This is a genomic window from Allokutzneria sp. A3M-2-11 16, from assembly GCF_024213555.1.
Classification (GTDB): domain Bacteria; phylum Actinomycetota; class Actinomycetes; order Mycobacteriales; family Pseudonocardiaceae; genus Allokutzneria.
In genome coordinates this window covers 2465518-2482953 of the sequence record NZ_JANAVO010000001.1, presented here as the reverse complement: position 1 = coordinate 2482953, position 17436 = coordinate 2465518, and the positions used below count along the sequence as shown (strand labels likewise).

General features: G+C 70.0%; 15 protein-coding genes and 1 riboswitch. Of the genes, 6 read left to right on the top strand and 9 right to left on the bottom strand.

What is annotated here, in order from left to right:
* The first annotated feature begins 84 nt into the window (after positions 1 to 84).
* The 3 genes from NLX83_RS12340 (at position 85) to NLX83_RS12330 (ending at position 4740) form a co-directional block, all read left to right on the top strand.
* Complete coding sequence (locus NLX83_RS12340) at positions 85 to 2832, top strand: transcriptional regulator (RefSeq protein WP_254234964.1); 2748 nt, start codon at positions 85 to 87, stop codon at positions 2830 to 2832.
* Positions 2829 to 3803: a GNAT family N-acetyltransferase gene (locus NLX83_RS12335; RefSeq protein WP_254234963.1), complete on the top strand. Its 975-nt coding sequence runs from the start codon at positions 2829 to 2831 to the stop codon at positions 3801 to 3803. Before NLX83_RS12340 ends, NLX83_RS12335 begins: the two co-directional genes overlap by 4 nt.
* Before the next feature lie 73 nt (positions 3804 to 3876).
* Positions 3877 to 4740: an ion transporter gene (locus NLX83_RS12330; protein WP_254234962.1), complete on the top strand. Its 864-nt coding sequence runs from the start codon at positions 3877 to 3879 to the stop codon at positions 4738 to 4740.
* A 92-nt stretch (positions 4741 to 4832) separates the two neighbouring features.
* Here NLX83_RS12330 and NLX83_RS12325 read toward each other — a convergent pair whose 3' ends face one another.
* From NLX83_RS12325 to thiO, 3 genes are all read right to left on the bottom strand, one after another.
* Positions 4833 to 5597, bottom strand: coding sequence for a thiazole synthase (locus NLX83_RS12325; protein WP_254234961.1), 765 nt, complete (start codon positions 5595 to 5597; stop codon positions 4833 to 4835).
* A gap of 5 nt (positions 5598 to 5602) precedes the next feature.
* The gene (gene thiS, locus NLX83_RS12320; RefSeq protein ID WP_254234960.1) at positions 5603 to 5800 is read right to left on the bottom strand and encodes a sulfur carrier protein ThiS; all 198 of its coding nucleotides are present in this window, start codon (positions 5798 to 5800) and stop codon (positions 5603 to 5605) included.
* Positions 5797 to 6852 carry a glycine oxidase ThiO gene (gene thiO, locus NLX83_RS12315; RefSeq protein WP_254234959.1) on the bottom strand — a complete coding sequence of 352 codons (1056 nt, stop codon included), beginning with the start codon at positions 6850 to 6852 and terminating at the stop codon, positions 5797 to 5799. The genes thiS and thiO overlap by 4 nt, the downstream gene beginning before the upstream one ends.
* Positions 6846 to 6955, bottom strand: a riboswitch (TPP riboswitch). Its footprint overlaps the gene before it by 7 nt.
* Positions 6956 to 7053: 98 nt before the next feature.
* Between thiO and thiE the strand changes: the two genes are divergently transcribed.
* Positions 7054 to 7710 carry a thiamine phosphate synthase gene (gene thiE / locus NLX83_RS12310; protein ID WP_254234958.1) on the top strand — a complete coding sequence of 219 codons (657 nt, stop codon included), beginning with the start codon at positions 7054 to 7056 and terminating at the stop codon, positions 7708 to 7710.
* Positions 7711 to 7764: 54 nt separating this feature from the next.
* Here thiE and NLX83_RS12305 read toward each other — a convergent pair whose 3' ends face one another.
* The 4 genes from NLX83_RS12305 to NLX83_RS12290 form a co-directional block, all read right to left on the bottom strand.
* A complete protein-coding gene (locus tag NLX83_RS12305) occupies positions 7765 to 8970 on the bottom strand; it encodes a S1 family peptidase (RefSeq protein ID WP_254234957.1) in 1206 nt (401 codons plus the stop codon).
* 232 nt (positions 8971 to 9202) lie between these two features.
* Positions 9203 to 10327: a S1 family peptidase gene (locus tag NLX83_RS12300; RefSeq protein ID WP_254234956.1), complete on the bottom strand. Its 1125-nt coding sequence runs from the start codon at positions 10325 to 10327 to the stop codon at positions 9203 to 9205.
* A gap of 326 nt (positions 10328 to 10653) precedes the next feature.
* On the bottom strand, positions 10654 to 11763 hold the full coding sequence (locus NLX83_RS12295) for a S1 family peptidase (RefSeq protein WP_254234955.1): 1110 nt from the start codon (positions 11761 to 11763) through the stop codon (positions 10654 to 10656).
* Between the two features lie 173 nt (positions 11764 to 11936).
* Positions 11937 to 12572, bottom strand: coding sequence for a hypothetical protein (locus tag NLX83_RS12290; protein WP_254234954.1), 636 nt, complete (start codon positions 12570 to 12572; stop codon positions 11937 to 11939).
* 97 nt (positions 12573 to 12669) lie between these two features.
* Here NLX83_RS12290 and NLX83_RS12285 point away from each other — a divergent pair, with 97 nt between their 5' ends.
* Entirely contained in the window at positions 12670 to 13620 is a 951-nt protein-coding gene (locus NLX83_RS12285) for a threonine ammonia-lyase (protein ID WP_254234953.1), read from the top strand.
* Between the two features lie 15 nt (positions 13621 to 13635).
* Here the strand turns inward: NLX83_RS12285 and NLX83_RS12280 are convergent, their stop codons facing one another.
* Entirely contained in the window at positions 13636 to 15126 is a 1491-nt protein-coding gene (locus tag NLX83_RS12280; protein ID WP_254234952.1) for an MFS transporter, read from the bottom strand.
* Positions 15123 to 15878: a GntR family transcriptional regulator gene (locus tag NLX83_RS12275; protein WP_254234951.1), complete on the bottom strand. Its 756-nt coding sequence runs from the start codon at positions 15876 to 15878 to the stop codon at positions 15123 to 15125. The genes NLX83_RS12280 and NLX83_RS12275 overlap by 4 nt, the downstream gene beginning before the upstream one ends.
* 297 nt (positions 15879 to 16175) lie before the next feature.
* On the opposite strand from NLX83_RS12275, the gene NLX83_RS12270 reads away from it, so the two are divergent.
* Positions 16176 to 17435: an extracellular solute-binding protein gene (locus tag NLX83_RS12270; RefSeq protein WP_254234950.1), complete on the top strand. Its 1260-nt coding sequence runs from the start codon at positions 16176 to 16178 to the stop codon at positions 17433 to 17435.
* The last annotated feature ends 1 nt before the right edge of the window (position 17436 follow it).

The following is a 17436-nucleotide window of genomic DNA, read 5'->3' as shown; positions in this document are numbered from 1 at the left end:
GCAACAGCCACAACCTGAACGGAGCAGCACGGCGGGGCCGACGACGGGGTAGAACGCAAGATCGTTCCCCGTCGGAGGTGCCCGTTGTCCGAGTCGTCCGTCGCCGAGTCATCCGTCGCCGGATCGCAAGTGGAGTCCGCGGGCAGCCTCGTGCCCAGGCTGACCGAGGCGATCCGCCCGCTGGTACGCAGGACCCTCGACGAGCCGGACATCCGGAAGGCGCTCGTCAAAGGCCGGGTGCCGCCCGAGGACATCGAGCACAAGACGGCGCGGCGGACCGACGAGCTGCTGCGGGCCACCAACCCGGAGATCGCCGAGCTCCGCGAGGCCGAGCGCAACCTCACCGACCACCAGCGCCCTCGTGCGCTCGCGTCCCGGGTCGCCGCGAAGGAGCGGCGCCAGTACCAGCGCGCTCAGCGCTCGATGGGCTTCGCCGTGTGGCTGGCCGTGGCCTACCCGTTCGCCGTGTGGCAACTGTGGCCGCTCGTGCATCCGGTCATCGGTGGCTTCTTCGCCGTCGTTGTCGCGATCGGATGCGCGATCGCAGTGATCCTGAAGTGCGATTTCAGCTTCGAACGGCACGGCGGCAAACCGGCTGACGGCTTGTTCGTCGCGGTCGGGTTCGGCGTGGCGGTGGGCCACGCCCTCATGCTCGTCCTGCTGGTCGGGCCGACGAGGGCCACGCTGGGCGACAGCGCGGCGTGGATGATCTGGCTTCCGGCGAGCCTGTTCGCCTTGGTGATCGTGTTCTTCAGCCTGGAGGGGTTGCGCCAGGGGCTCAGAGAGCACCAGCAAGCGCGCGGCATCTTCGTCAGCCTGGCGACGGCGGCGGTCCTCGGCGTCGGTACCTGGTTCGGGCTCAACCGTTGGGAAGCGGTGACCCTGCCGTGGATTCCGGTCGCATCCGGGCTCGCGGTGGGCTTGCTGGTCATGGTGGTGTTCCGGCCGCTGGTCGCCCGGCGCGGGACCGCCTGGCTGCCGAAGTGGTTGTCCACCGATCCCCGTCGCCTCGGCAGCCCGTCGTGGCGGCGCAGGCTGGCCGTGTTGCAGGACGACGAGCAGACGGCTTACAAGCGCTGGGAACGCGCGATGGTGGACAAAGCGATCCGGCCGCTGATCCTGCGCCAGGTCAACGACATCGTGAGCCCGCCCTTCTCCACGAAGCTCGAAGTGCACGACACCAAGGGCCTCCAGCACCTGCGCTCGACCGAGTTCGTCGTCGCCACCGGGACCTTCGCCGAGTTCCGGCGGGTGGCGAGCAGCATCGGCGGTGGTGCGGTCGGCATCGCCGGTTCCCGTGGCGCGGGCAAGTCGACGCTGCTGGAGGCCTACCGCGACGGGATCTTCCTCGGCCCCGGCGAAGAGCACGTCGCCCTGGTGGAGAGCGTGCCCGTGCGCTACGACGCCCGCGACTTCACGCTGCACCTCTACGCGGGGCTCTGCCGCGAGGTGCTTCGCTTCGGCCGCAAGCACATCAGCTCGACGACGAGCTGGTGGCGCAGGCTCGGCAGGTGGATGCGCGACATCGCGGTCGTGCCCATCGTGCTCGCGGGCTGGCTGGCCGTCGGCTACCTGGGCACCACGACGCTGCGCGCGCCCGAGCTCGCCGTGTTCCGCGAGGGGTTCTGGTGGCCGTTGATGGCGGTCTTGGCCTTGGCGTCGGTGATTTTCCTTGCGGTGAAACGACGTCCGCCCGCCACCCGGATCGCGATGAACACCGCGGACGTGAAGAGCCTGCGCGATCTGTGCGCGTGCGCGGAGGACAAGCTCGACGCGATCCGCTACCTCCAGAAGCACACCTCCGGCTGGTCCGGCAAGGTCGGGCTGCTCTTCGGCGCCGAGGGCAGCCGGTCCGGTGCCGTGGAGTTCGCGCGGCAGGCCATGACCTATCCCGAGGTGGTCAGCGACTTCCGCGATTTCCTGACCACAGCGGCGGAAGTGCTCGGCACGGTCCCCAAGATCGCGCGCATCCGGATCGCGATCGTCCTCGACGAACTCGACAAGATCCTCTCCCCGGAAAGCGCCCAGGAGTTCGTCAACGAGGTCAAGGCGTTGTTCTCCATCGACGTTCCCGGATGCCTGTTCCTGGTGTCGGTCTCCGAGGACGCGCTCGCCGCGTTCGAACGGCGCGGACTGCCTGTACGCGACGCCTTCGACAGCGCGTTCGACACGATCTTCCGCGTGGACTACCTCGGCCTCGACGACGCGAGGGCGTTGCTGCGCAGCCGCGTGCTCGGCATGTCGGAGCCGTTCGTTTGCTTGTGCCACAGCGTTTCCGGTGGTCTGCCGCGTGAGCTGATCAGGACCGCCCGCGCCGTGGTGGCGTCGCCGAAGCGATCCCTCGCCGCCGTGTGCCAGGGCCTGGTCGCCGAGGACCTCGCGGGCAAGACGGCCGCGCTGCGCACGGTCATCGCCCGCGGACTCGCCGACGAGCCGCACGCGAGCGAGCTGATGCGGCACATCCAGCTGCACGCGAAGCCGGACGCGGCGCGGCTGCTCGAAGGCGCGAGCGCTCCTCCTATCCCCGATGGCGACCTGTGGCACCTCCAGCTCGAAGCGCTCTGCTACCTCTACTACGCGGCGACGCTGCTGGAGGTCTTCGACGACGGGCTCACCGAGAGCCAGCTGGAGCGGGGCCGCAACAGCGAGACGCTGGGCGGCTTCAACACGCTCGCCTCGGTGCGGCAGCTGTTCGGCGTCAACGTCCGACTGGCGTGGCTGACGGTGAGCGACTTCCGGGCGGACTGGGGCCTGGCCACCGTCGAGCCGCCTCGCACGAAAGGGAAATTCGGTCGCGACGGGGAGGGGGCGACCGTAGCTTCCGGTTCATGAACCTGCTGTGGCGTCCGATGGTGGACAGCGATATCCCCGGCTGGGCCGTGCTGCTCGCCGCCGCCGAGCGGGTGGACCAGCAGGGCGAGCACTACAGCGAGGCCGATCTCCGCGAGGAGTGGGCGGACCCGGACATCGATCCCGAGCGGGACTCGATCGCCGTGCTCGACGGCTCGACGCTGGTGGCGTACGCGATCCTGGACAAGCGGGTCACCCCGGAGGGCAAGTACCGCCTGCCGTCGCAGAGCGTCGTGCACCCGGACTGGCGTGGCCGCGGCATCGGCGCGCAACTCGTCCAGTGGATCACCGAGCGCGCGGGCGAACTGCATCGCGAGAACCGGCCCGATCTGCCCGGCGAGGTCAGCATTTCCTGCGGCGAGCGCAACTCCGCGCTGCGGGAGCTGTTGGACTCCGCCGGTTTCGTGCCGCAGCGGTGGTTCTTCGAGCTGAAGCGCTCCACGGAGCCGGACCCGGATGTCGCGGACCAAGCGTTGCCGGAGGGGCTGCGGCTGATCCCGTACGACGCGCGCTACGACGAGGCGCTCCGGTTGGCGCACAACGAGGCTTTCCTCGACCACTGGGGCACGACGCAGGTCGACCCCGAGGGCTGGAAGCATTGGCACACCGGCGACAGCTGGTTCCGCCCAGCCGTGTCGTACCTCGTGCTGGACGGCGAGGAGGTCGCGGGTTACCTGCTGTCCAAGGAGTTCGAGGCTGACGCGGCGGCGACCGGCATCCGCGAGGTCTGGTACACGGCGATCGGCGTGCGCCGGGCGTGGCGCGGGAACCGACTGGCGTCGGCACTGTTGCTGCGCGCACTGGCCGACAGCCGTGACGCGGGGTTCACCCGGGCGGCGCTTTCCGTGGACGCGGACAACCCGACCGGCGCACTGGGGATCTACCAGCGGTGCGGATTCCGGCTCGACGCAAGGCAATCCGTTCACGCTCGGGTACTCTCCGTTACCGACTGAGCACTCAGCGGTGATAGCGCATTAGGCTCGATCCGGTCCTGATGATCGTTTTTCACCCCTGGGAGCCCTGCTCATGACGCGTGCGAGCCTGCGGCGGTTAGTCGACTCGGCCGGTTTCCAGCGGTGCATCATCGCGGTGATCATGATCAATGCGATCACCCTGGGACTGGAGACCTCCGAAACGCTCATGTCCCAGTACGGCGTCCTGTTGCAGACCGTCGACCGGCTCGCCCTGACGATTTTCGTCGTCGAGCTGGCGCTGCGGTTCTACGCCTGCGGACGGGACTTCTTCGCCGATCCGTGGAACTGCTTCGACGCCGTCATCATCGGCCTGGCGCTGCTGCCGACGTCGGGGTCGTTCGCGGTGCTGCGGGCCCTGCGCATCCTGCGGGCGCTGCGCCTGGTGTCGATGGTGAAGAGCATGCGCCGCGTGGTTTCCGCGTTGTTGACCGCGATCCCCGGGATGGCGTCGATCGCCGCGCTGCTGGCGTTGGTGATCTACGTCGGCGGCGTGATGGCGACCAAGCTCTACGGCGAGGTCTCCCCGGAGTACTTCGGTGATCTCGGCCGGTCGCTGTTCACCCTGTTCCAGGTGATGACCGGCGAGGCGTGGTCGGACGTGGCCCGGCCGATCATGGACAAGGAGCCGTGGGCCTGGCTGTTCTTCGTCGGCTTCATCCTGATCACTTCCTTCACGGTGCTGAACCTGTTCATCGCGGTGGGCGTGAGCGCGATGGAGCACCAGGTCGCCGCGGAGCGGGAGCAGCAGGAGGAGACGCTGATCTCCAACGACATGCTGCTCGCGGAGGTGCAGGCGCTGCGCGCGGAACTGCGCGAACTCCGCGAGCAGACCGAGCTCCGCTTGCCCGCGGCGCGGACCGCACCCGGAGTTACCCGGTCTTCAAGTACAACGCACCCCACCCCCAGCGATCGCTAACCGCAGCAAACCCCCAGAACACGCGGGAGGTTGGGGGTGGTTAGCGATCGCTGGGGCGGGGGTAGGGCGTACTTGAAGACGGGGGAACCTGGTCAGTGCTCGCGTGGCGGGCTGGACGCGTGGGCCCAGAAGCGTTGGGGGATGCGTCCGGCGCGGCGGGCCAGCCGACCGCCCTCGACGGCCGCGCGCATCGCCGCCGCCATCAGCTCCGGGTGCTGCGCCCTGGTGACCGCGGTCGCCAGCAATACCGCTTCACAGCCCAATTCCATGGCCAGGGCGGCATCCGAGGCGGTGCCGATGCCTGCGTCGAGGATGACCGGGACGGTCGCCCTGGACACGATCAGCTCGATGTTGTGCGGGTTGCGGATGCCGAGCCCGGTACCGATCGGCGATCCCAGCGGCATCACCGCGACGCAGCCCGCGTCCTGGAGCCTGCGCGCCAACACCGGATCGTCGTTGGTGTACGGGAGCACCGAGAACCCTTCCACCACAAGGGTTTCCGCCGCGTCGAGCAGTTCATGCGGATCGGGCAGCAGGGTGTCGTCGTCGGCGACGACCTCCAGCTTCACCCAGTCCGTCCCGAGCGCTTCGCGGGCCAGCCTGGCGGTGAGCACGGCCTCGGCGGCGGTGCGGCAGCCCGCGGTGTTCGGCAGCGGCTGGATCGCCAAACGTCGCAACAAATCCAGCACGCCGGTGCCGCCTTCGGCGTCCATCCTGCGCATCGCGACGGTGGTCAGCTCGGTGCCCGACGCGACCAAAGCCCGCTCCAGCACGGAAAGGTTGCCCGCGCCCCCGGTTCCCATGATCAACCGAGAACCGAACTCGCGGCCCGCGATCACCAGCTGGTCATCCGACATCGCACTCAACCTCCCTGTACCGCAGTGAGAACCTCTACCACCGCGTCCTCGCGCAACTCGGTCTGCCACTGCCCCCTGGGCACCACGTCGCCGTCCACCGCGACCGCGACCCCGGAGTCCGGTGCTCCGAGCAACGCGAGGGCATCGACGACCGTGCTCCCGGTCGCGAGCGCGGTTTCCTTGCCGTTGAGCCGAATTCTCATGTCTTCCCTTCCAGGTGGGCCAGCACGAGATCCGCGGTGATCGGGGCCAGCAGCATGCCGTTGCGGTGATGCCCCGTGGCCACGACCAACCCCGGCTCGAACTCGCGGATCACCGGCAGGTTGTCGATGCTGGCCGGGCGAAGTCCTGCCGCGCTCTCGACGAACTCGTACTCCGAGATGGACGGCAGCACCAGTTCGGCCCACCGCAACAGATCGCGAACCCCGCCCGCTGTGACCGTCGTGTCGAACCCGGCCTCGTACTGGGTCGCACCGACCACCAACCCACCGTCATCCCGTGGCACCAGGTAGACGTGGTTTCCCTGCACCGCGCACCGAACGGTTCTGCTCGGTGGCGGAAGCGTGGATCTGGTGGCGCGCAAGCGAAGGATCTCTCCCTTCACCGGCCGCACGACGTGCCGCAACGGCTCGTACAGCTGACCGCTCCACGCACCCGCGGCAAGCACGACGACGTCCGCGCGCCTAGCGGTCCCGTCCGACAGCCGCACCGTTCCCGGTCCGACCTCGGCGACACGAACCGACTCGACCTCGCAGACCGCGCGCAGCGCCGCGAGCACCATCCGGTTGTCCACCGCGAGGTCCCCCGGAACCGACAGTCCACTTCGGACAGACGAGCCGATGGAAGGTTCCAGAGAACGAATCTGCTTACCGGTCAACGACTCCGTGTGCCTGCCGAGCGAGGACAGGTGTTCGGCGAGCGCGAGGAGTTCGGCGCGATCGGCCGCGTCCACCGCGACGACGAGCGTGCCTTCCTCGCGCAGACCGGCATCCCGGCCGCTCGCAGCGGTCAGCTCGCTGGCGAACTCCGGCCATCGCCGCAGCGACGCGGAACCCAGCTCCAGCAAGGCTTCCTCGCCCGGCCACGCCTCGGTCACCGGTGCGAGCATGCCCCCGGCGACCGCGGAAGCACCCGATGCCGGGGCGGGATCGAGCACGGAGACGGCGAATCCCGCCGACGCGGCCCGCCACGCGACGGACAGACCGATGACGCCACCGCCGACGACGATGACCGAACCACGCGCACCACTGAACACGACCTCACGCTCCCTGCGCCGGCATTACCCGGATCAGGTTCGACGGTCGGGGTCGTCAGACCCCCTCTCAGCCCGGTCTCCCCAGGCTCCCGTGCGGACCGGTTCCCACCATACCCGCTCGCACCACGCGCTACCGCAGTGTCCGCGAACCCGGCGACCGCACTGACGGCACCGTGACCGCTCCGGCCTACTGTGACCGCCATGCCCCTACTCGACGGCAAGGAGATCCGCCGCAAGCTCGCGGCGGCGCGCCTCTACCTGTGCACCGACGCGCGAACGGAGCGGGGCGATCTCGCCGAACTGGCCGACGCCGCGCTCGCGGGCGGGGTCGACATCATCCAGCTCCGCGACAAGAACCTCGAAGCGGAGCAAGAGCTGGAGGCACTGGAGATCCTCGCCGAAGCCTGCGCCCGGCACGACGCGCTGCTCGCGGTGAACGACCGCGCCGACATCGCGCTCGCGGCCGGAGCGGACGTGCTGCACCTCGGCCAGGACGACCTCCCCGTGGCCTGGGCGAGGCGAATCCTCGGGGAGGACGTCGTGATCGGTCGCTCGACCCACTCCACCGACCAGGCCGAGCACGCGGCGCACGAGGCGGGTGTCGACTACTTCTGCACCGGCCCGTGCTGGCCGACCCCGACCAAGCCCGGTCGTCCCGCGGCGGGCCTCGACCTGGTCCGCCACACGGCGGGGCAGGACTACGAACGCCCGTGGTTCGCGATCGGCGGCATCGACGAGTCCCGCCTCGACGAAGTCGTCGAAGCGGGCGCCCGCCGGGTCGTGGTGGTCCGCGCGATCACCGAGGCCGAGGACCCGCGCGCCGCCGCCGCGGCGATCGCCGCCCGCCTGACCTCATGAAAAAAGGAGGTTGTCCCAGTGCGCGCTGGGACAACCTCCTGTCTTGGGGTGCGGTCAGCCGGTGACCAGGGTGAGGCTGTACTCCTTCAGCGCCTCGTTGATCGGCTGGAACCAGGAGACCGAGTTCATGCCCGAGTCGCCGCTGGAGAGGCAGCGGAGCTTGCCGTCGACGTCCTTCAGGCGCGCGCCGCTGGTGAGGCCCTGCGCCTGGTCGCCGGAGATGTTCGAGCCGCCGCTGTCACCCTGCTCGACGCACGCGGTGTACTGGGTGAGGCCGCGCACGACCACCGTGGAACCGTCGGCCTGGCCGTACTTCACCGTGACGTTGCGGGCGCGAACCGTGCCGCAGGTCCACTGCGTGGTGGAACCGGACTTGCAGATGGCGCCGCCGAGCGGGGCCTCCTCGGAGCCCTTCACCGTGACGTTGCTGCCGTTCCACTGGTTCACCATCGGCTGGAGGGTCCAGGTCAGCGGGTCCACCGCCACCGCGGCGAAGTCGTTGCCGTCCTTCCAGTTCGTGTTCACGAACTGGCCGATGCCCAGGTTGCCGAGCGCGACGACCGGGCCGGGCTTGGAGCAGTGGCCCGCGGTGACCAGTCGCGGTTCGCCCGAGGTGGTCTTGGCCGCGAAGCCCGCGGAGCAACGGCCCGCGGTGCCGCCACCCATGTAGATCGCGTTGCCGCCGACCAGGTCCCCGGCGGCGACGGCGGTGCCCTCGGTCTCCTCGACGCGGACCTGCGAGCCCGACTTGGCCGCTTCGGCGACGAAGGCGTCCGTGGCCGGGGTGCGCTTGCCCTTGTCGACGGTGACGACGACGGAGTTGCTGGGCTCGTCCACGTACCAGCTGCCGACCTCGGCGGGCGAGGAGTCGGTGCGGCGGTCGAGCGCGGCCTTGGCGCCGTCGAGCTGGGCGCGGCTGCTCTGGACGACCCTGGCCTCGGCGCCCGTGGCGCGGACGGCATCGGCGCGCGCGGCGTCGGCGACGGCGACGACCGGCTTGCCCGACTCCAGCCAGGAACCCGCGTAGGCGCTGTCCGCGGTGGTGCGGGCGTTCGAGGCGACGCGGGCCGCGGCGGCCTCCTGGCTCACGCGCTGCCGCGCCTGGTCGGCGGAGAGTCCGAAGTCCCGCTGCATCGCGGCGAGCACCGCGCCGGACGGGGAGCTGCCACCGGCCGCGAGGGCCGGGGCGGCGAGGGAGCCGGCGGTGGCGGTGACAAGCAGTGCGACGCCGAGGGCACGAGTCGCGGTGCGTCGAGACATCCGAACCGTCCTTCCGTCAGGTGGACCGGGGCGCTAGCCCGTCTGGACGGAAGTTATGCGACTCTCTGCAACAAATGAACCCCTTGTTTCACCCTTTCGGTCCAAAATTATTTAATCCAGCATCCGCCATACGCAGGTTCCAACACGGAGCGCACAAAGAAGAACACCCACGGGTGCAGGGTGCCCGTGGGTGTTCTCCCGGGGGCAGCGCATGGCTGGCCCCTCCCCGTGATCAGCTGGTGACGAGCCGCAGCCCGTAGGCCCGCAGGATCGGGTTCGCCGGGAAGAAGTAGGTCGTGCCGCCGGAGGAGCAGTTGCCGGAGCCACCGGAGGTGACGCCCTGCGCCTGGTTGCCCGACAGCCAGGAGCCGCCCGAGTCACCCGGCTCGGCGCACGCGTTGGTCCTGGTCATGCCGTTGACCGTGCCCTGGGGGTAGCGGACGGTCTGGTTCTTGGCCTGGACGGTGCCGCAGCGCCAGCCGGTGGTGGAGCCGGAGCGGCAGATCGACGCGCCGACCGCGGACTCGGTGGAGCCCTTCACCGCGACGGTACCGCCGTTGTAGCGGTTCACCACGCCGCGCGGGGTCCAGTTGGCGTTCGTGCCGACCCAGGCGTAGTCGTTGCCGGGGAAGCTGGAGCCGCGGAAGCTGCCGGAGGCGACGCGGTTGAAGCCCTGCGTCGCGGTGCCGACCCGGCCGCAGTGACCGGCGGTGATGTAGCCGCCCTGGACGGAGAAGCCGACCGAGCAGCGCCCGCCGCCCATGTAGTAGGCGTCGCCGCCGCGCACGTCGTAGAGCGTGGTCGGTTCCTCGTTGCTCTGCACGACGGTGACCGCGCTCGCGTCGGCGCCGCTGGCCTTGACGAACTTCTCGCCGTCGGCGACGACCTTGGCGGTGACCACGACGCGGTTGTTCACCGTGTCCACGTACCAGCCGCTGACGCCGTTGGCGTGCTGGTCAGCCTTGTCCAAAGTGGACTTGATCGCGTCGAGCTGGACGGAGCTGCGGGCGACCACCCGCACCTCGGCACCCGCGGCGCGAACCGCGTCGGCCTTGGCCGCGTCGGTCACCGACACGGTCAGTTTGGCGCTGCCCTGGGCGAAGTGGCTACCGGCGAAGCTGTCGCCGAGCACGCCGCGCAGGCCGGCTTCGGCCTCGGCCGCCTTCATCTCGTTCGTGGCTCGGGCCGTCGCTTCCGCGGCGGTCAGGCCGAGGTCGCGCTGCATGGCGGTGAGCATCTCGGGGGAAGCGAACGTGTCCCCTGGCGCGGCAGCCGCCGCGGGCAGGGTCAGGGCCGCCGCCGACCCCAGTGCCAGTAACGCAGATCCGACGTAGCGGACCGCGAACTTCGGCTTCATGACATCTCCCTCTTGCTGCAGGGTCGCTCGCGGGCCAGGTCAGGGGTGCCCGCGAGGGAGCTAGAGCTGAGCTGCATACGCACGGTGACTCACAGTGAGAGCCGAATCACTTTCGAGGGACGTTATGGAGCCGTGATTGCCCTTGGCATCCGCCATTCGGGGTAAGCGTTTCACTTCAAGGCGATGTCCCTACTTTCGTAGGGGGCGACCTGCACTAGCCGACGAGGCCGTTTTGTTCACATGCACGAAGAAGAGCACCCACGGGCGCAGGGTGCCCGTGGGTGCTCTCCCGGGGCCAGCGCGGCGGCTGGTCCCCTCCCCGCGAATTAGCCCAGAACCAACCCCAGCCCGTAGCGGGACAGGATCGGCTTGATCGGGTAGAACCACGTCTCGCCGCCGGACCGGCAGTCGCCCCAGCCGCCGGAGGTCACGCCCTGCGCCTGGTTGCCGGTCAGCCAGGAGCCGCCGGAGTCCCCGCCCTCGGAACAGGCGTTGGTCCTGGTCATGCCGTGGACCAAGCCCTGCTCGTACTGGACGGTCTGGTTCTTGGCGCTGATCACCCCGCAGTGCCAGCCGGTCGTCGAGCCGGAGCGGCAGACGGACGACCCGACCGCGGCCTCGGTGGCGCCCCGCACCACGACCGTGCCGCCGTTGTAGCGGTTCACCACGCCACGCGGAGCCCAGCTGGAGTTCGTGCCGACCCAGCCGTAGTCACCGCCGGGGAAGGTGGAGCCGCGAAAACTGCCTTGGGAAACCCGGTTGTAGCCCTGGGTGGCGTTGCCGACCCGACCGCAGTGGCCTGCCGTGACGTAGCCGCCGAGCACGGAAAAGCCGATGGAGCAACGGTAAACGCTCGTGTAGTACGCGTCACCGCCGCGCACGTCGTAGCGCGGGGTCGGCTGCTCGTCGCTCTGCCGCACCTCGATCGCGCTCGCGTCCGCGCCGCTCAGGTCGACGAATTTCTCGCCGTCAGCAACGACTTTCGCGGTCACGACGACGCGGTTGTGCACCGTGTCGACATACCAACCGCTGACTCCACGAGCCCGCTCGCCTGCTTTGTCCAAAGTGGACACAATCGCGTCGAGCCTGCTCGCACTCCGCCCGACAACGCGAGGCTCGGCGCCCGCGGCACGAACGACATCGACCTTGGCCGCATCGGTCACAGACACCGTCAGTTTCGCGCTGCCGTGGGCGAAGTGGGCACCGGCGAAGCTGTCGCCGAGCGCGCTTCGGAGGTCTGCCTCGGTCTCGGCCGCCCGCATCTCGTTCGCTGCGCGGGCCGTCGCCTCCTCAGCGGTCAGACCGAGGTCGCGCTGCATAGCGGTCAGCATCTCCGACGAGCCGAAGACCTCGTGCGCGGAGGCAGGCACGGCAAGCGCCGCCGCCGATCCCAGGGCCAGCAACGCAGTTCCGACAAGGCGCACCACGGACTTCATGAACGTCTCCCTCTGGCCGCGCGCTCACGGTGACTCACAGCGAGAGCCGATCACTTCCGGGGGACGTTATAAGGAGCAGCGTCGATGCGTCGGTATCCGCCATTCAGGGCGTCGCCTGACCCTTCGCGCGCTGCCGCGACGCATCGCACCAACTCCCGACTTTCGTAGGGGGCTCAGCTGTTCGTCTGCGGCGGTTGGCTCGTCGGCGGCGATTTCGGCGTCGTGGTGACCGGAGGCGGAGTCGTCGTGACCGGCGGCGCGGTCGTCGGCGGGCTCGTGGTGGTCGGCGGAGTCGTGGTGGTCGGCGCGGGCCGTTCGGAGGTGGTGGTCGGCGGCGGCTCCACCGGTTCCTGCTCGCGGTGCTGACCGGAACCATCCTGGAAGATCTTGCTGATCGTGGACCCGCCGCCGTTGCCGGACAGCGGCTGCCCTCCGATCAGCTCGATGCCGGTGACCAGGACCATCGCCAGTGCGAAGGCCAGACCGCTGGTCGCACCGACCACCCACCACCGCCGCCGCGTCCACCACGGCTTCTTCTCCTGGCCGGGCCTGGCGATCACCTCGGTCGGGGCGTCGAGCTTCTCCGTTCGCGTGGTGCCGATCTTCTCCCGCACAGCGGACCGGCTGCGGTCGAGGGAGTGTTCGTAGAGCGCGCCGCCGATCGTGCTGATCACGCTGGCCAGCGCCGCGCCGATCACGGTGCCCGCGACCCCGAGCTGAGCGCCGAGGACCGCGGCCGTCACCGCGGCCAGCGCACCCGCGACCACCTTCGTCGTCGTGATGTCGAGCTTGCGTTCTTCCTTGCTCATCGCTGTTTCGTCAACCTCCCGTCTAGGTGGACGGGGACGGGGAGGGAACGGTTGTCGGCACGTGAGCGCTGACACCATGGGCGGGCAGAATGTCGGTATGCCCGAGCTGATCACGATCGACGATGTCCGCTCCGCGGCGGAGCTCCTGCGCGGTACCGCGGTGCGCACGCCGCTGCTGCCCTGCCTGGCGGGCGATTCCGACCGTCCACTGTGGATCAAGCCGGAGAGCTTGCAGCCGACCGGCGCGTTCAAGATCCGCGGAGCGACGAACGCCTTGCTGCGTTTGACGAAGGAGGAGCGGGAGCGCGGGGTGGTGACGCACTCCAGCGGTAACCACGCGCAAGCGCTCGCCTACGCGGCGAAGGTGACCGGCGTGCCGGCGGTGGTCGTCGTCCCTTACGGCACACCGCAAACGAAGATCGACGCGGCCCGGCGGCACGGCGCGGAGATCGTGCAGTGCGAGCTGGCGGTGCGCCAGGAGACCGCCGAGGCGATCTCGCGCGAGCGCGGCCTGCCGATGATCCCGCCGTACGACCACCCGCACGTGATCGCGGGCCAGGGCACCGCGGGCCTGGAGATCGCCGAGGACCTGCCCGAGGTCGAGCTGGTCCTCGTCCCGGTCAGCGGTGGCGGCCTGCTCTCCGGGGTGGCGACCGCGATCAAGGCGCTCTGCCCGGCCGCGAAGGTGGTCGGCGTCGAGCCCGAACTGGCCGCCGACGCGCAGGCCAGCTACCGCTCCGGCGTCCTGGACCGGTGGAGCGCCGAACAGCGCGGGCGCACGATCGCGGACGGCCTGCGCAGCTACCTCTCCGAGCTGACGTTGGCCCACCTGCGCGCCCGCGTCGACGACATCGTGACGGTGACCGAGGACGAGATCACCTCGGCGGTCGGCTGGCTCGCGCACAACGCCCGGCTCGTCGCCGAACCCAGCGGCGCGGTCCCCATGGCGGCCTACCTCAACCACGCCGACGAGCTGCCGCGCGGCCGGACCGTCGTCGTGGTCAGCGGCGGCAACATGGACGCCGAGCTCTTCGCGAAGCTGGTCTGACCGGCCCAGTGACCGTCAATCCACTCTGTTCACAGCGGCGCGGATGTGCGTGGGCGGAGCGGAGACCGGGCAGGACATGCACTCCGGGGGCCGGGTCGCGCCGACCGGCTCCTCCTCCTTGAGCACGGAGTTGTCGATGCCCAGCGCGATCACTCCGCCGAGCGCCGTGAGCACCGCGCACACCAGGAGCGCGACCCGCCACGCGGCCGTCATCGCGGCCGGATCGGTGTAGGCGTCGCCGGTCAGCCCCACCGCCGCGGGCAGCACGGCGACGGCGAGCAGCGTGCCGGTCCGCGCCACGGCGTTGTTCACCCCGGACGCGACGCCCGCGAACCGGTCCGGAGCCGCGGCGAGCACGGTCGCGGTGACCGGCGCGACCATCGCGGCGAGGCCGAGCCCGAACACCACCAGGCCGGGCAGCACTCCGGTCAGGTAGTTCGCGCCCGGCACCACGAGGGTCAACATCAGGATGCCCGTCGTGATCAACAGCGGTCCGGCCACGAGCTGGAGCCGGGGGCCGACGCGTTGGGCGAGCTTCCCGGACCGGGCCGACAGGACGAGCATCAGCACGGTGATCGGCAGGCTGGCCAGCCCGGCCGCGGTCGGCGAGTAGCCGAGCGAGACCTGGAGCTGCAACACCAGCAGCACCATGATCGAACCGAGCGCCGCGTAGACCACCAGGGTCAGCGCGTTGGACAGCACGAAAGTCCTGCTGGCGAACAGCGAGGGCGGCACGAGCGGCACGCGTCGGCGGGTCTGCAACACACCGAAAGCGATCATCGCCGCCAGCCCGCCGATGCCGCCGACGAGCACGAGGGGATGCGTCACGCCCAGCCCCGGAGCCTCGACCAGCGCGGCCGTCACCCCGGCCAGCCCGAGCGCTCCGACCACGGCGGAGAGCACGTCGGGACGGCGGGCGGCATCGGGATCACTGGACTCCGGGACGTGCCGCAGCGCCATCCACACGCACGCCGCGGCCACCGGCAGGTTGATCAGGAACGCCAGCCGCCACGAGCCCGCCTGGATCAGCAGCCCGCCGACCAGCGGGCCGATGGCCGTCGCCACGCCGGAGAGCCCGGACCAGGCACCGATCGCCCGCGCGCGCTGATCGCGCTGGAACGCCGACTGGAGGATCGCCAGCGCGCCAGGCGCCAGCAGCGCTCCGCCGACGCCCTGCAACACCCGCGCGACGACGAGCAGGGTCATGGTCTGCGCGACCCCGCAGAGCAGCGAGGCGAGGCCGAACCACACCGTGCCGATGACGAACATCCGCCTGCGGCCGAAGATGTCGCCGAGCGAACCCGCGACCAGGATCAGCGCGGCCAGCGACAGCAGGTAGCCGTCGAGGATCCACTGCAACCCGGCGACCGACGCGCCCAGTTCGTCACCGATCGCGGGCAGCGCCACGTTGATGATCGTGCCGTCCAGCATCGCCATGCCGGAGCCGAGGATGGTCGTCGCCAGCACGGCCCTGGCCTGGGGTGTCCCCCAGACGACCGTGCTCATCCCTGGGGCGGGTTCAGCCGGGCGACGAACTTGTAGCGGTCGCCGCGGTAGATCGAGCGCACCCACTCCACCGGGTTGCCCTCGGTGTCGAAGGAGTGCCGGGACAGCAGCAGCATCGGCAGGCCGATGTCCGAGCCGAGCAGCTCGGCCTCCTCCGGGGTGGCGAGCGCGGTCTCGATGGTCTCGTCGGCGTGCGCCATCTCCACGCCGAAGCGCTCGCGCAGCACCTGGTAGAGCGAGCCGCCGACGCCGATGTAGCGCCTCAGCCCGCGGAAGCGGCCCAGCGCGAGATGGGTCGTCTCGATCGCCATCGGCTCGCCGTCGGCCAGCCGCAGGCGCCGCAGCCGCAACACCTTCGCGCCCGGCCGGACCCCGAGGTAGCGGGCCAGCTCGGCCTCGGCGGGCTGCTCGCTGGACTCCAGCAGCCGCGAGGTGGGCTGGCGGCCCTGGGCGCGCATGTCCTCGGTGTAGGAGGACAGCTGCAACCGTTGCGCCACCTTGGGCGCGGCGGCGAAGGTGCCCTTGCCCTGCACGCGCAGCAGCCTGCCCTCGACGGTCAGCTCGGCCAGCGCCTGCCGGACCGTGGTGCGGGAGACGTCGAAGTCGGAGGCGAGGGAGCGCTCGGTGGGGATCGGCGAGCCGGGCGGCATGGAGCGCAACAGGTCGAGCAGGTGGCGCTTGAGCCCCCAGTACTTCGGCTCGCGCTGGGTCCGGGGGTTGACCCCGGCCTCCGACGGCGTCGCGTCGAGCATGGCGTCTGCACTCCTTCCCCGCGGACTGTCCGGTCTTGTCAAGCATGCCCTAAGCAGCGCCGGAGCCGTCGTAGGTGGCCCCGAACGCGGCTTTACAACGTCTTGGCAACTGCCTTGACAGTGCGGAGTGGTCCGGACCACTCTGCACGCATTGGTCTACACCACTTATGTTCGCCTGGCCACTGATCAGGCGCAACGGGGCGGCCGTCGGGGCAGCGGGACTGTGGCGAGACAGTCCCAGGCCGGTTTCGTCGCGCGTGCACTCAGGCGCCGGGCCGTTGTGAAGGGCGGCAATCAGTGAAGGCTTGGGCAAGGGCGGCGACAGGCGCCGCGGCGGTGGCGTTACTGGCCACCGGCTGCGGCGGCGGGACGGCGGCGGGCTCCGGCGAGCTCACCGTGTGGCTGATGAACGGGTCGGCGCCGACGTCGCTGACCGACGAGCTGCACAAGGAGTTCGAGGACAAGCACCCCGGGGTCAAGGTCAAGTACGAGATCCAGCAGTGGACCGGAATCCAGGACAAGCTGACCACCGCGCTGGCGGGCAACCAGCCGCCGGACGTGGTCGAGCTGGGCAACACGCAGAACCCGAAGTTCGCCAAGGAGCGCGTGCTCACCGACCTGACGGCGGACGCGAGCGAGCTTGCGGGCAGCCAGTGGCTGGAGGGCCTGAAGCAGTCCGGCGCGTGGCAGGGCAAGCAGTACGGCGTGCCGTTCTACGCGGCCAACCGCTCGGTGATCTACCGCAAGGACCTCTTCGACAAGGCGGGCATCAAGGAGCCGACCTCGCGCGCGGAGTGGCTGGAGGCGATCCGCAAGCTCAAGGCGGCCAACGCTTCCGACCCCGAGTTCCAGCCGCTGTACCTGGCGGGCCAGAACTGGTACTCGCTGCTGTCGTTCATCTGGGACGAGGGCGGTGACATCGCCAAGCAGGAGGGCGAGAAGTTCACCGCCACCCTGGAGACCGCGCAGGTGAAGTCGGCCCTGGAGTTCTACAAGCAGCTGGTCGAGGTCTCCGGCACGAAGGCGCCCAAGGACGCCGACGAGCAGAAGCCGGAGCAGGCGGGCGTCTACGGCCAGGGCAAGGTCGGCATGATCATCGGCCTGCCGTGGGAGGTCGACACCGCGGCCAAGACCGATCCGTCGATCAAGGCCAAGTCGGCCGCTTTCCCGATCCCGTCGAAGAACGCGGGCACAAACGCCCCGGTCTTCCAGGGCGGCTCGAACCTGGCCATCCCCGCCGGCAGCAAGAACGCGGCGCTGGCCAAGGACTACCTGAAGCTGATGACCAGCGCGAAGTACCAGTCGCAGCTGGCCAAGTCCGGCATGGTGCCCGGCACCTCCAAGGACACCGGCGAACTGGAGGCCAGCCCGTTCGGCGCGGCCATGGCCAAGGGCTCGCGCAACGGCAGGGCGGTCCCGGCCAGCCCCAAGTGGGGCACGGTCGAAGAGGGCCAGAACCCGTTGAAGGACATGCTGACCGCGTACCTCACCGGCGCCAAGGACGCGACGAAGGCGACGGCGGACGCGGCGGCCAAGCTCAACGGCCTGCTCGGCTGAA

Coding starts and splice junctions, on each gene's coding strand:
- NLX83_RS12335 (WP_254234963.1), top strand. CDS start 2,829: ATGAACCTGCTGTGGCGTCCGATGGTGGACAGCGATATCCCCGGCTGG.
- NLX83_RS12330 (WP_254234962.1), top strand. CDS start 3,877: ATGACGCGTGCGAGCCTGCGGCGGTTAGTCGACTCGGCCGGTTTCCAG.
- NLX83_RS12325 (WP_254234961.1), bottom strand. CDS start 5,597: ATGTCGGATGACCAGCTGGTGATCGCGGGCCGCGAGTTCGGTTCTCGG.
- thiS (WP_254234960.1), bottom strand. CDS start 5,800: ATGAGAATTCGGCTCAACGGCAAGGAAACCGCGCTCGCGACCGGGAGC.
- thiE (WP_254234958.1), top strand. CDS start 7,054: ATGCCCCTACTCGACGGCAAGGAGATCCGCCGCAAGCTCGCGGCGGCG.
- NLX83_RS12305 (WP_254234957.1), bottom strand. CDS start 8,970: ATGTCTCGACGCACCGCGACTCGTGCCCTCGGCGTCGCACTGCTTGTC.
- NLX83_RS12300 (WP_254234956.1), bottom strand. CDS start 10,327: ATGAAGCCGAAGTTCGCGGTCCGCTACGTCGGATCTGCGTTACTGGCA.
- NLX83_RS12295 (WP_254234955.1), bottom strand. CDS start 11,763: ATGAAGTCCGTGGTGCGCCTTGTCGGAACTGCGTTGCTGGCCCTGGGA.
- NLX83_RS12290 (WP_254234954.1), bottom strand. CDS start 12,572: ATGAGCAAGGAAGAACGCAAGCTCGACATCACGACGACGAAGGTGGTC.
- NLX83_RS12285 (WP_254234953.1), top strand. CDS start 12,670: ATGCCCGAGCTGATCACGATCGACGATGTCCGCTCCGCGGCGGAGCTC.
- NLX83_RS12280 (WP_254234952.1), bottom strand. CDS start 15,126: ATGAGCACGGTCGTCTGGGGGACACCCCAGGCCAGGGCCGTGCTGGCG.
- NLX83_RS12275 (WP_254234951.1), bottom strand. CDS start 15,878: ATGCTCGACGCGACGCCGTCGGAGGCCGGGGTCAACCCCCGGACCCAG.